The 13,325-nt window shown below is 60.0% G+C and carries 9 protein-coding genes; all 9 read left to right on the top strand.

Going from position 1 to position 13,325, the window contains the following annotated elements:
* Window positions 1–603: 603 nt before the first annotated feature.
* The 9 genes from LKX83_RS26810 (at window position 604) to LKX83_RS26770 (ending at window position 13,263) form a co-directional block, all read left to right on the top strand.
* Window positions 604–2,220, top strand: a complete 1,617-nt coding sequence (locus tag LKX83_RS26810; protein ID WP_227885912.1) for an ABC transporter substrate-binding protein — start codon at window positions 604–606, stop codon at window positions 2,218–2,220.
* Between the two features lie 274 nt (window positions 2,221–2,494).
* Window positions 2,495–3,454 (top strand): ABC transporter permease, encoded by a 960-nt coding sequence (locus tag LKX83_RS26805; protein WP_227885911.1) that lies wholly within the window; start codon window positions 2,495–2,497, stop codon window positions 3,452–3,454.
* Window positions 3,451–4,296 carry an ABC transporter permease gene (locus LKX83_RS26800; RefSeq protein ID WP_227885910.1) on the top strand — a complete coding sequence of 282 codons (846 nt, stop codon included), beginning with the start codon at window positions 3,451–3,453 and terminating at the stop codon, window positions 4,294–4,296. The genes LKX83_RS26805 and LKX83_RS26800 overlap by 4 nt, the downstream gene beginning before the upstream one ends.
* A 40-nt stretch (window positions 4,297–4,336) precedes the next feature.
* Window positions 4,337–5,356 (top strand): ABC transporter ATP-binding protein, encoded by a 1,020-nt coding sequence (locus LKX83_RS26795; RefSeq protein ID WP_227885909.1) that lies wholly within the window; start codon window positions 4,337–4,339, stop codon window positions 5,354–5,356.
* Window positions 5,349–6,260 (top strand): ABC transporter ATP-binding protein, encoded by a 912-nt coding sequence (locus LKX83_RS26790; protein ID WP_227885908.1) that lies wholly within the window; start codon window positions 5,349–5,351, stop codon window positions 6,258–6,260. Before LKX83_RS26795 ends, LKX83_RS26790 begins: the two co-directional genes overlap by 8 nt.
* 72 nt (window positions 6,261–6,332) lie before the next feature.
* Window positions 6,333–6,776 (top strand): hypothetical protein, encoded by a 444-nt coding sequence (locus LKX83_RS26785; protein WP_227885907.1) that lies wholly within the window; start codon window positions 6,333–6,335, stop codon window positions 6,774–6,776.
* 325 nt (window positions 6,777–7,101) lie between these two features.
* Complete coding sequence (locus LKX83_RS26780) at window positions 7,102–9,849, top strand: peptidoglycan-binding protein (protein WP_227885906.1); 2,748 nt, start codon at window positions 7,102–7,104, stop codon at window positions 9,847–9,849.
* 14 nt (window positions 9,850–9,863) lie between these two features.
* Complete coding sequence (locus tag LKX83_RS26775) at window positions 9,864–11,876, top strand: metallophosphoesterase family protein (RefSeq protein ID WP_227885905.1); 2,013 nt, start codon at window positions 9,864–9,866, stop codon at window positions 11,874–11,876.
* 313 nt (window positions 11,877–12,189) lie between these two features.
* Complete coding sequence (locus LKX83_RS26770; RefSeq protein WP_227885904.1) at window positions 12,190–13,263, top strand: ABC transporter substrate-binding protein; 1,074 nt, start codon at window positions 12,190–12,192, stop codon at window positions 13,261–13,263.
* The last annotated feature ends 62 nt before the right edge of the window (window positions 13,264–13,325 follow it).

The raw sequence follows: 13,325 nt of genomic DNA, 5'->3' as shown, positions 1-13,325 counted from the left end.
CGGTTGCATGCGCGCTTATTTGGACGAAACAGCCCCTCTGCCTACGAAAAAACGGGAAATAGGCCTGCTGGTAACCGTTACATTTTGCAAACCCCATTTTTACCTAAATAGCGTCGCTCACAACCGTAAGCATTTTCGCCCGCTTATACGCACTCCCATCCATTCCTCTGGACAAGCACCGATTTCGGTTATGAGCTGGATTTCCGGTTAATCCCCGGATGGGGGCTTTTCAGGATCTTCCTCCTAGGCATGTCGGAAATCGCCCGCACGCAGCCGATCGAAGGTGCCATTGATCAGAAAGAAGGCAGTCGGCCGAGGCCCGCTGCCTTTTGCCATTCGGGGCATGGCCGCAAAACTTGCCTTCCCGGCAAAAAGTCGTATAATAGCGAATCATGGCGAAAACGCAAACCCGAAGCAAACGACCCATAATCAGGAGAAGATTGCGCATACTGAAGGCGAGCAACGGAGTCGCCCATTCGCGTCCGACAGAGGAAAATCGTTTTTGGGCCACCGATTGTAATTCCGACTAATCCGATATATAATGTTTAAAAAGATTCAAATCTACACCATGCGTGTTAGACAGATATGGAGGATGGAAGAACCATGCGTAAAGGTATATCTGCTGTACTGGCTCTATTGCTGTTGAGCGTATTGATCAGCGCCTGCTCCGGGGGCAACAACAATGCGTCTCCTTCGCCCGGCACGGGCGAGCCCAGCGCTTCCCAACCCGCAGAGAGCGGCCAGCCCAAAGACGGAGGCAACCTGATCATCGCCGTCGGCGCGGATCCCGTCATTCTAAACCCGAACTACGCGGGCGACCGCGTCAGCCTGACGATCGACCAAGCGCTGTACGCGCCGCTTTTCCAAGTGAATAACGGCAAGAAGACGTTCTATCTGGCGGACAGCCTGACGCCTTCGGCCGACAATCTGACCTATACGCTCAAGCTGAAGAGCGGCCTCACCTGGCACGACGGCCAGCCGCTGACGGCGGACGACGTCGTGTTCACGATCGACAAGATCCTCGACGAGAAGCAGAACAGCATGTTCCGCGAGAACCTCATCATCGGGGGCAAGCCGGTTCAGGCGGTCAAGGTCGACGACACGACGGTCGACTTCAAGCTGCCCCAAGTCAGCCCGGCCTTCGAGGCGACGCTCGTCCAGCTCACTCCGATTCCGAAGCACGTCTTCGAGAATGAAGGGGACATCGAGAAGAGCTCGAAGAACAACGCGCCGATCGGTTCCGGCCCGTTCAAGTTCAAGGAGTACAAGTCTGGCGAGTACGTGACGCTCGAGCGCTTCGACAACTATTTCGGCGGCAAGCCGCACCTGGATTCGATCACGTATCGCATCGCCAAGGACACGAACGCCGCGAACCTCGCGCTGCAAAACGGCGAGATCAACGTCAAGTATCTCGATCCGCAGGACGTCGCGACGATCCAGGCGACGAACAACTTCGAGATCTTGCCGTATAGCGAAGGCCGCCTCGCCTACCTGCTGTTCAACGAAGACAGCGACACCGGCGCCATCGCCAAGAAGGAAGTGCGTCAGGCGATCTCCTACGCGCTGAGCCGCGACGAGCTGATCCAGACGACGTACACGTCGAGCGAATACGCCGACCCGGCCAAGTCGTTCGTCACCCCGGACGGCCTGTTCCACACGAACGACGTCACTTCTTACGACAATGACGTTGCCAAAGCGAAGGAGCTGCTCGACGCTGCAGGCGTGAAGAACCTGAAGCTGCGCTTCATCGTCTCCAGCGGCAACAAGGCGCAGGAAGCCGTCTCCCTGTACGTGCAGCAAAAGCTCAAAGCCGTCGGCATCACGGTCGAGCTGAAAAACATGGACGCCTCGGCTTACGGCCAAAAGTTCGTGGACCTGAAGTCCAAAGACTACGAGCTGGCGCTTGCCGGCTACATCATGGGCTACGATCCCGACGCTTACCGCATCCTGTTCGCGACGGGCAGCAATTCGAACTACTCCCGCTACTCGAACAAGGAAGTCGACGCGCTGTTTAACGAAGGCGCGAGCGAAGCGGACGAGACGAAGCGCGGCGAAGCCTACAAGAAACTGCAAGAGACGATCGCGAGCGACGCGGTCATGTACCCGATCGCCTACACGAAGACGATCGTCGCGGTCGACAAGCGTTACGGCGGCCTGGAAGAAGCCGTGCTGAAGCCGGTCGTCATCTTCGAAGATCCGTCCAAGATCTATTTGAAATAACGCGTACGGCGAAAAAATAAGCTGGAACGTTCAGCTTATTTTTTTGCACCATATAGAATGGATAAGTTTCACGCTTATCCATTTCAAAATGGTCTTCGATAAAAACGTCTCGCCCTCATCTGAGGACGGCGAAGCCGGTTTTTACTTGTCCAGCCGCGTTCGCGAGGAGGTTTCGCGCCAGCGCCCTCCGCTCCGTACTCCATGAAGGAGCCGGGCGGGAGCCGGCGCGAAGCCCTTTTTTGCAGGTTACTACCACCGGGGAGAAACGAATCGCATGAGACAACTCATCGTCAAACGGCTTCTTCAGGCGATCCCGCTGCTGTTCGTCGTTTCGGTCGTGTGCTTCGGGATGATCAAGCTGGCGCCGGGAGACCCGGTGCTCTCGTTCGTCACGCCGAACATGCACGCCGAGGACATCGAGCGCATCCGGCACAACCTGGGCCTGGATAAGCCCGCCTATATTCAATACCTGCTATGGCTCAAAGAGTGCCTCAAGGGCAACCTGGGCTACTCGCTCGTGAATCATCAGCCGGTGCTCGATCAGATTCTGGCCCGTCTGCCCGCAACCGCGGGCCTTATGGGCATCTCGATCGGGCTCGCGGTTCTGCTCGCGATTCCGCTCGGCCTGGTCGCCGGGGCGAACCGCAATCGCTGGATCGACAAGCTCATCAATCTGATCGCCTACATCGGCATTTCGGTGCCGCTGTTTTGGCTCGCCATCCTGTTTATTTATTTGTTCGCGATCAAGCTGCACTGGCTCCCCAGCATGGGGATGCGGACGATCGGCAAGGAGTCCGCGCTCGACGTCGTGAAGCACGGCATCCTGCCGTGCGCGGTACTGACGATCGGGTTTTTGGCGAGCTATGTCCGGTACATTCGCTCCGGGACGATCGGACAATTCAAGGAAGAATACGTCCAGATCCAGTACGCCTTCGGCTCGAAAAAGTCGACGGTGCTCTTCCGCCACGTCATGAAGCACGTCCTGCTGCCGATCATTACGCTGCTCGGCATGTCGATGGGCGACCTCGTCACCGGCGCGCTCGTCACGGAGACGGTGTTCTCCTGGCCGGGCATCGGCTCGCTCGGCATGACGGCCGTGCGCGGGATGGATTATCCGGTCATCATGGGCATCACGCTGTTTTCCGCCATCCTGCTCATCGTGGGCAATCTGCTCGCGGATATTTTGTACGGCGTCGCGGATCCGCGGATCAAGTCGGGGGAGGTGTCTTCATGAACCGCACCAGATGGCAAAATCTCCGCGCGGAGCTCGGGGCGAACAAGTTCGGCATCGTCGCGATCGTCATCCTGGCGGTGTTTACCCTCAGCGCCATCTTCGCCTTCCTGTCGCCGATCGATCCGAACCAGCTCGACGCGACCGCGAAGCTGCAGTCGCCGAACGCGGCGCACTGGTTCGGCACGGACGATTACGGGCGCGATTACTTCACGCGTGCATTGTACGGCGGGCGGGTCTCCCTGCTCGTGGGCTTCGCCTCCATGATTCTCGCGACCGGCATCGGCGTCGCGATCGGCGTCGCCAGCGGCTACTTCGGCGGACGTCTCGACAACCTGCTGATGCGCATCCTGGAAGTGTTCCTGTCGATTCCGTCCTTCCTCGTACTGCTGCTGCTGAGCGTCTTTTTGAATCCGAGCGTGGGCAACATCATCGTCATCATCGCCTTGCTCATGTGGATGAACATCGCCCGGATCGTCCGGGCGGAAACGATGACGCTGAAGACGCGGGAATACGTCCTGTACGCCAAGGCGTCGGGGCAGAGCTCCCTCGGCATCATTGCGAAGCATATTCTGCCGAACCTGGTGCCCGTCATCATCGTGGGCGCGACGAACAACGTCGCTTCCGCGATCATGATGGAATCCTCGCTCAGCTTTTTGGGCTTCGGCGTCCAGCCGCCGAACGCCACGTGGGGCAGCATGCTGAACAACGCGCAGGGCTACGTCGCCTACGCGCCGCATCTCGCGCTGTTCCCCGGCCTTTTGATCTTGTTAACGGTATTAAGCTTCAACATTTTGGGCGATATTCTGCGCGTGGGCTTCGAGCCGAAGCTCGGACGCAGGTAGTCGGCGGACGAACCGCGGCACTGACAGGAGGGAAGACGACATGACAGAACGGCTATTGACCGCCCGCGACCTGCGCGTATCGTTCCACACGCGGGACGGGGACAATCAGGCGGTCCGCGGCGTCAGCTTCCATATCGATGCCGGCGAGACCGTCGGCATCGTCGGGGAGTCCGGCAGCGGCAAAAGCGTGACGGCCCGGGCGATCATGTCCTTGATCCAGCCTCCGGGCGAGCTGATCGGGGGAGAGATCGAGTTTCGCGGGGAATTGCTGAACGAGCTGCCGGAACGCAAATGGCGCAAAATTCGCGGTAACCAGATCGCGATGGTGTTCCAGGATCCGATGACCTCGCTTAATCCGGTCAAGAAGATCGGGCAGCAGATGATCGAGGTCATCCGCCGGCATCGCGGCCTCGGGCAGGAAGCCGCGAAGCAGGAGGCGATCCGTCTGCTGCGCGAAGTCGGCATCTCCGATCCCGAGCGGCGGATCGGCCAGTACCCCCACGAATTCAGCGGCGGGATGCGCCAGCGGGTCATGATCGCGATGGCGCTCTCGTGCCAGCCGGAGCTGCTCATCGCGGACGAGCCGACGACCGCGCTCGACGTGACGATCCAGGCGCAGATTCTCGAGCTGTTCAAGCGGCTCAAGGACAATCCCGATACGGCCGTCATCCTGATCACGCATGACCTGGGCGTCGTCGCGCAAGTATGCACGCGCGTCATCGTCATGTACGGGGGCATGATCATGGAGGAGGCGCCGGTAGAGGATCTGTTCTACCGCCCGCAGCATCCGTACACGATCGGTTTGCTGCGCTCGGTGCCCAAGCGGGGCGGCGGCACGCGCGAGCGGCTCGTCCCGATCGAGGGCACGCCGCCCGATCTGCTCGATCCGCCGCCGGGCTGCCCGTTCATCACGCGCTGCCCGCATGCGATGGACAAATGCAAGGAGCTGCCTCCGATGTTTCATATCGGCCCGGGCCACCGCTCGCTCTGCTGGCTGGCGGAGAAGGATCATCCGACCGTGGAAGAAGTCGGTGCAGGAGAGGGGAATACCGATGTCTGAGACGGCGGAACGCAATGTGTTGGTCGACGTGCGCAATTTGAAAAAGCATTTTTCCAAAGGCAAAAACGTCTGGGGCCGCACGACCGAAGTGCTGAAAGCCGTAGACGGCGTCAGCTTTCAGATTCGTCGGGGCGAGACGTTCGGACTCGTCGGCGAGTCCGGCAGCGGCAAGTCGACGGTCGGTCGCTGCCTTCTGCGGCTGTACGACTATACGGACGGTGAGGTGCGATTCGACGGCCACGACCTGACGAAGCTCGGGGAAAAGGCGCTGAAGCCGTTTCGCCGCCGCATCCAGTCCATCTTCCAAGATCCGTACTCGTCGCTGAATCCCGGGATGAACGTGCTGGATCTGATCGGCGAGCCGATGAACATCCACGGGCTGTACCCGGGCGAGGAACGGAAGGAGGCGGTCGCGGCGCTGCTCGAGCGCGTCGGCCTGAAGCGAGAGCACCTGTACCGCTATCCGCATGAGTTCAGCGGCGGACAGCGGCAGCGGATCTCGATCGCGCGGGCGCTCTCGGTCCGTCCGGACTTCGTCGTCTGCGACGAGCCGATCTCCGCGCTCGACGTCTCGGTACAGGCGCAGGTCGTGAACATGCTGGAGGATCTGCAGGCCGAATTCGGCCTGACGTACCTCTTCGTCGCGCACGACCTGTCCATGGTCCGGCATATTTCGGACCGGATCGGCGTCATGTACCGCGGTCGGCTGGTCGAGGTGGCGGATAGCGACGAGCTGTACGACAATCCGCTGCATCCGTACACCAAGGCGCTGCTGTCGGCGATCCCGATTCCGGATCCGCGCGCGGCGAACGCGCGCATCGTTTGGACGGGCGAGCCGGAGGACGCCGAACGGCCCCCTTTGCGCGAGATGGCGCCGGGGCACTATGCGGCGCTGCCGGAGTAATGGCGGACGGGCCGGACAGGCGATGGGACGCCTCGCCTTAAACAAACGGAGCAACAAGGAGGAGGAACGCGCATGACGGCATCATCCCAAGAGGCGAAGGTGAAGTTGTCCCAATGGGACGCGTTGCTGGTCGAGTCTCTGCGTGCGCTCGGCTGGTCGGACGACGAGCTGATCCGCCGCGTGCGGAGCGGCGAGACGCCGTCGGACGAGAGCGACTTTCACTTCGAATACGGCGATTTGACGGCTTGGGCGAATCGCGAGCCGGATGTTTTCGAAGCGGCGGTCAGGCAAGGGTACCAAATCAAGTACAATACGATCGGCGGCATCCGCAGCTGGATCTTCGTCGTGCTCGGCCAAGAGCCCGAGGTCGTGCGAGATCCCGGACGCGAATCGGTGACGGCCGACCTGTCGCCCGCCGAGCGCGATCGGCTCGCGTCGGTGTTGTCCTACGGCTGGAAGATCGAGCCCGCGCCGGGTGAGGAAGGCCGCTTTCGGATCGAGCCGGCAAGGGAATAGACCATCGAATACCCGCCTTCCCCAACCAAACGCCCGGGACGTATGCGTTCCTTAGGCGTTTGGTTTTATTTCGTCTAGGCCTTTGGGTCGCTTTTCGCCTGCGGCCGTCGCTTCGTGCAGGATATTGCGGATGTCTCCTCGAATGCTCCCAGCAACAACTCTGGAAAGAACCTCCCCCATTTCGCCAACGCGGCACCATCGCCTCCTTGCATCATCCCGCTCGATGACCGCCACCGCCATGCTCACAACCTGTCAGGCCGATCTGCGCTCGATTTTGCACGCCCGCTAGGACGAACAAAATTCAGAACGATGGGAGAAGCGTCAGATGACAAATGTGAAGCGAATTACCGATCTCGTTCAGTATCAATCCGTCCTGCCTTACGCCAGCGAACTGTTCGGGGTTCACCAGTCCCTCATCGGCTGGAAGTCGAAACGCAAGCTCGACAAAATCCACGCCAATCTGAAGTTCGAACGAAGCGCCTTGCTGCCCCGGCTGCAGCGATACTTGGCCAACGCCACACCCATCGACATCAATCAGGATTGCTACGTCTCAGCGCCGAATCTCAGGCCGGCAGGATTCGCGGGGCCAACCTTGAAGACGCACGATTCGATCGTCCTTCGGGCGGTGAGCCGGATGCTGAGCGAATTCGGAGGCATCCCCCGGAATGCCGAGGAGTGGAAAAGGTTCGTCAGCGAGGAGGTGCTCCGGGATATTTTGCAGCGTCAAGTATTGGAGACGTACAACCAAGCCTCCATAGATGCCTGCAAACGGATCGGCAGAGAGAACGGCAACGATCCCGCGTTGTTGAACCGCCTGCGGGAACAGAGCAAGGAAGAGACGAAGAAAGCGATCGAGAACGAGGCCGTCATCGCCGGCGTGCTTTCGGAGCTGTTCAACAACGATCGCGTAGCCGAGCTTTTGGATCTTTTTTATGCCAATCTGAAAATGGATGCCAAAGCCGGCTTTTTCGACGCCCTTTCCCAAACGGACGCCGACTTCGACGATCCCTATCTGACCTTCGACCCGAAAAAGGATGTGAAGGACGTCTCGTTGTCCCCGCTCGGGATCGTCCATCTCTATCGTCAATACTTTTTCGAGCTGGACACCTTCCTTGGAACGCCGACTGGTCATGTATGGCTGAGCCCGGGCGCCACCGTCGAATTGATCGAGGTGAGCACGCGCAAGACGATCATCGAGAAGACGACCGAGCTGTCCGTGGAGACGTCGAAAAAAACCGAAACGAGCACGACGGATCAAGATGAAATCAGCGAGGCGGTCAAGCAGGACAATAAGGACGACCTGAAGCTGGGCATCACGACGACGGTGAATCAGTCTTGGGGGACGGGCAGCGCGTCGGCCACCGCCAGCCTGAACATGGACAAGACCCAGCAGGTGGCGCGGGAGACGACCCACAAGAAAATGCGCCAGCAGAGCGAGAAGCTGTCGAGCGAAATCCGGGAAAACTTCAAGTCGACGTTCAAAACGATCACGGAGACGACCGACACGTCCAGCAAGCGCTACGTCTTGACCAACACCACGGAAAAGCTGATCAACTACGAGCTGCGCAGGAAGATGAGGCAGGTGGGCGTCCAGGTGCAGGACATCGGCACTTATTTGTGCTGGGAGGCGTATGTGGACGAGCCCGGAACCAATTTGGGCCTGGCCAACCTCATCCATATCGCGCAGCCGGCCAATCTGCTCCCGGTTCCGGATGAGACGGAAATCCCCGTTCCCGCGGACCAGTTCGTCCCGTTGAAAACGAACGCGGTGTGGAATTTCGGAGATTCGAGAAAATACGGCTTCGTCACCGTCGCGATGATGGATCCCCCCGCTGCCCCCGAAGGCATGGAGATCGTCAAGGCGGGCGGCATCTTCGCGGCCGCGCAAATTTCCGGCAGCGGCGAAGACTTCACGGGCGTCTGGGCGTTCGGAGCCCGCTTCGCGCCGAACGGACAGATCGAGATCGGCGTCATCACGGGACCTGGCGGCATCGAGTGGGACAAACGGATCGACTTTACCGTCGGTACGGTCGTGAAATGCACGGCGACTGCGGCCAAAAAGGCGGAAATCGCCGCCGCGAATCAAGCGAAAAAGCTGAAGGGAGAAGCGGCCACCGCCGAAAACGACCGCATCACGAAAGAGACGTACATCAAATCGGCGAAGGAGCGCGTCGAGCTTGCCCGCGGCATCGCCAAGCGTAACTTCGAAGAACTGCGGGAGGAGGAGCGCATCGTCGTGTACCGTCAGCTCGTCCGTTCCTTGATGACCGGATTCCAATACCAGTCCGCCGGCGACAGCAGCCGCCACGTCCTCTCGGAGCTGCTGCTCTCCATCTTCGACATCGACAAGATGCTCTATTTCGTCGCGCCGGAATGGTGGAAGCCCCGCGCCCATTCGCATCTCAACCTCCCCGATCTCCAGTCGCAGATGGACGGCAGCATCGTGTCCTGGAGCGACAGCGTCGTGCGGCAGGACAATTACCTCATTACCGAAAAATCCGCTCCCGCGCCAATGGGCAGCTCGCTCGGCTGGCTGCTGCAGTTGGACGGCGACAACCTGCGCAATGCGTTTCTGAACGCGCCGTGGGTCAAGGCCGTCATCCCGATTCGCCCCGGAAAGGAGCAGGCGGCCTTGAATTGGCTGCAAAACGCCAACGTCGAAGGCTCCGAGGGGCTGGACGCGACCTACGCCGCGCCGGAGGAGGAGCTGGCGGCCATCCGCGTGAAGCTCGGACTGGATCCGTCCGCGGCGGTGACGATCAGGCAAGCCATCGATTTTCTTTGCCGGGAGGTGCGGGAGAAGTCGGAGGCGTCCAACCAGGTCAAGTCCTATCCGCCCGCGGAGATCAACGACGACAACAAGGTCCTGTCCACCCCGATCGAAAAAGTATTCGAGCACGGCTTTTATCCGCTGAAGGGCGGATTCCGCGTGAATCCGAACGATCCGAACCCCGATCCGAACAATGCCGAGCGGCATTTCCAAGTTTTCGACCAGTGGATCGAAGTGCTTCCGACCGACCAGGTCGTCCCCGTCGAGGTGACCTACGATCCGAAGACCGGCCGGCAGGTCTGAGCGGCGGTGATCGCATGAAGGCGAAGGATATTTTCATCGGTCCCTTGCTGCGTCGCGCGCAACCGGATCTGGTCGTCATCTGCTTGGCCACGTTCAAGCCGATCAATCTGAAATTTTCCGTCCGGGAACACGGCCGGGAGCCGTGGCTCGGGCATGACGACACGCCCGTGCCTATCCAGGTTTCGCCGAATTTGTTCTTCTATTTTGGCAGGGTCGTGCCGAGCGACGGGCGGCGGCCGTTTCCGGTCCGCACGCTTCTCGAATACAGCATCGGCGTGCTGGACGCGAACGAAGTGGCGGATTACGAGCCCTTCGAGACGATCGCCAAGACCGACGGGTTGGGACTGGCTTACGAGCGAAGCAAGCTTCCTACGTTTTTCTTGCAAAGCCCGGGTCAGAAACTGAACGTCATGTACGGCTCCTGCCGAAAAATCCACGACGAGCAAGGCGGCCGTTTGGATGCGCTGATGAAAGGCGACGATCTTGTCGCCGCCAACTTCGGCGATCTCGACAAGCGGCCGGCCATCCTCTGCCTGGGCGGCGATCAAATCTACGCCGACGATGTGCATCCGGTCGCGATGAAGGAGATTCTGCAGCTCGCCAAGCGAATCGAAGGCACGGCCGGCGAAAAGCTCCCGATCTCCGCGATCTTGCCCGGCGTCGGCGGGCGGAAGGACTTCGTCACCAAGCACGCCAAATTCACGTCGGGCGAAAGCGGCAACCACTTGGTCACGTTCGCGGAGTATTTGGCCATGTACGGTTTGATGTGGAACGTGAACAATTGGGCGGCTCCGTTCGGCGCGCTCTATTCGTTTACGTACGGCTTGGGCAATGTACGACGGCTGCTGGCGAACATCCCCACTTATATGATTTTCGACGACCACGACATTACCGACGATTGGAACCTGTGCGCGAGGTGGCAAAAGGAAGTCGCCGCGTCGCCGCTGGGGCGCCGGATCGTCGCCAACGGCCTGATGGCTTTCTGGCTGGCGCAGGGCTACGGGAACGACCCGGCTCTGTATAGCGACCAAGAGGTGTACGTGATCGCCGATCGGATCAAGGATCGTCACGCGAAGTACGAACGTACCGAAAATCTGTTCTGGGCGATGCGGAACTGGGAGTTCCACACGCCGACGTATCCGCTGGTCTATTTTCTCGATACGCGCACGCAGCGCGGCATGAAGGACGGGCAGCGCGGAAGCGACGAAGGCGCGCCAGCCTACCTGAAAAGTCCGGAATCGTGGGCGGCTACCAAAAAGAAGCTGGACGCCCTGCTGAAGCGGCAGAACCGTAACTGGCCGCTCGTCCTCGTCGCCGCGGCGCCGGTATTCGGCTTCAAGATGATCGAGGACTTGCAGAACGCCGTTTCCGCCGTCGCGGGTCCTTATTTTCTGGATTTGGAGAGTTGGTCGGCAAATCGGCAGCATCTCCTGCTGTTTTTGAATCTGATGGCCGACCGGGACGTGGTCATCCTGTCCGGGGACGTGCATTACGCATTCACTTCGACGATGAAGACCGTCGTATACGACGATCCGACGCTCCGGAAGATGATGCGTTGGCTGCCTTCGGGTTCGACGCTCCCCAAGACGCCGTCCGGCGCTTCGCCGACCTATGAGCCCTTATGGGCGGCGAAGTTTTTGCAGCTTACGAGCAGCGCTCTGAAAAATTACGCCAGCAACACCTTCACCCGCATCCCGGCCAATTGGACGACGGCGGATACGGCGACGATCCTGACGGAAGACGGCCGTACGCTGACGGGAGATACGGAGAACGGCGGCTTCTCGATCGTGGAGTGGGACCTGGCCGAGGGGAGAAAGGTCGTCGTAAAGAAGACGAAGGAGGAAGTGAAGCCGAGCCGGCTCTTTCGGCAGCGCCTCAACGACATCTACAATTCCCGGTATATCGGGGATCACAATCTCGGCGTGGCGTCGTTCCAGGACAGGACGGTCACCAATTACTTCTGGACGGCGAACGGCAAAGAGCAGGAGCTGACATGGAATTTCGCCAATCCGTCGACTTGGGATTGAGGGGCGGGAGCGGCGCGCGTGCCGTGCCGCCTCGAGGGGGGGCGACGATGGTTTGGTGTCAGCGCCCCCTTCTCCCATCATGCGGTAAAAGTTCCGTTTCCGGGCATCCTAGGCGAGCGGAGGAAACCCGGAGCGTCGGCGCGCTTGGGGAGGGTTCCCAACCGAATGGCCTGCCGCGAAGCCGTTCGGGGCTGTCCGATGTGACGGTTCGCTTTAACGCGTTGCAATTTAAACGAATGAATTGACTAAACAGTCGTTACACCTTTAAACTGAGAAAAATATGTCGTTTCCGATCTCAGAGAGGGGCAAGAAGATGAAAAGGAAATTGTGGACGCCATTATTGGTTGCGCTTTCCATCCTGACGGTAGCCGGCTGCGGCAACAAGCCGAGCGACAACGGCGCGGCCAGTCCGTCGGCGAGCCCGTCCGCCAGTGCAAGCGCAAGCGCTAGCGTGCCCGCCAGCCCGGCCGAAAAGAACTACAAAATCGCGATCTCGCAAATCGTCGAGCATCCGTCGCTGGACGCGACGCGCGAAGGGTTTCTGGCCGCGCTGAAGGATGCTGGCATCATCGAGAAGCAGAATCTGGAGGTCGTTTACAAAAACGCGCAAAACGACCCGAGCAACAACCAGACGATCGCGCAGACGATCGCTGCCGACAAGTACGACCTGATCCTCGCGATCGCGACGCCTTCGGCGCAAGCCATCGTTCAGAAGGTCAAAGACCAGCCGGTGCTGTTCGCCGCCGTCACGGACCCGCTTGACGCGAAGCTGGTCACGAACCTGGACAAGCCGGGCGGCAACGTCTCCGGCGCCTCCGACACGAATCCGGCGGCCATCGAGCAGCTGATGGACTTCATCGCTTCCGACTTTCCGAACGTGAAGAAGGTCGGCGTCGTCCTGAATGAAGGCGAGCCGAATGCCGTCGTCATGACGAAGCGGGCGGAGGAAGCGCTGGCCAAGCACGACATCAAGCTCGTCAAGGCGCCGGTCACGAACACCTCCGAAGTCAAGCAAGCGGCCGAGTCTCTCGTCGGACGCGCCGACGCGCTGTTCATCACGCTCGACAACACCGTCGTCAGCGCCGTCGACTCGATCATTAAGGTGGCGAACGACAACAAGCTACCGTTCTTCTCGAGCGACCGCGACACGCTGGAACGCGGCGCCTTCGCGACGGTCGGCTTCAAATATTACGACCACGGCTACCAAGCCGGCCAGATGGCCGTCGAAGTGCTGAAGAACGGCAAAAACATCGGCGATCTCAAAGTCACCATGCAGGAAAAGCTCGACCTCATCCTGAACCTCAAGGCGGCCGAAGCCCAAGGCATCACGGTCACCGACGAGATGAAGAAAAAGGTACAAGATCCGGACAACGACATCATTCAGTAAACGCATGGGATCGGACGGGGTGGGCGGCATGTCCACCTCGCTTTCTCTTCTACGGGAGGTTG

The sequence above is a fragment of the Cohnella baijiui genome (assembly GCF_020731285.1).
Classification (GTDB): domain Bacteria; phylum Bacillota; class Bacilli; order Paenibacillales; family Paenibacillaceae; genus Cohnella.
This window is presented reverse-complemented; position numbering and strand designations above follow the sequence as displayed.

Excerpts from the sequence above, each read along its gene's own strand:
- LKX83_RS26810 (WP_227885912.1), top strand. The coding sequence starts at position 604 with ATGCGTAAAGGTATATCTGCTGTACTGGCTCTATTGCTGTTGAGCGTA.
- LKX83_RS26805 (WP_227885911.1), top strand. The coding sequence starts at position 2,495 with ATGAGACAACTCATCGTCAAACGGCTTCTTCAGGCGATCCCGCTGCTG.
- LKX83_RS26800 (WP_227885910.1), top strand. The coding sequence starts at position 3,451 with ATGAACCGCACCAGATGGCAAAATCTCCGCGCGGAGCTCGGGGCGAAC.
- LKX83_RS26795 (WP_227885909.1), top strand. The coding sequence starts at position 4,337 with ATGACAGAACGGCTATTGACCGCCCGCGACCTGCGCGTATCGTTCCAC.
- LKX83_RS26790 (WP_227885908.1), top strand. The coding sequence starts at position 5,349 with ATGTCTGAGACGGCGGAACGCAATGTGTTGGTCGACGTGCGCAATTTG.
- LKX83_RS26785 (WP_227885907.1), top strand. The coding sequence starts at position 6,333 with ATGACGGCATCATCCCAAGAGGCGAAGGTGAAGTTGTCCCAATGGGAC.
- LKX83_RS26780 (WP_227885906.1), top strand. The coding sequence starts at position 7,102 with ATGACAAATGTGAAGCGAATTACCGATCTCGTTCAGTATCAATCCGTC.
- LKX83_RS26775 (WP_227885905.1), top strand. The coding sequence starts at position 9,864 with ATGAAGGCGAAGGATATTTTCATCGGTCCCTTGCTGCGTCGCGCGCAA.
- LKX83_RS26770 (WP_227885904.1), top strand. The coding sequence starts at position 12,190 with ATGAAAAGGAAATTGTGGACGCCATTATTGGTTGCGCTTTCCATCCTG.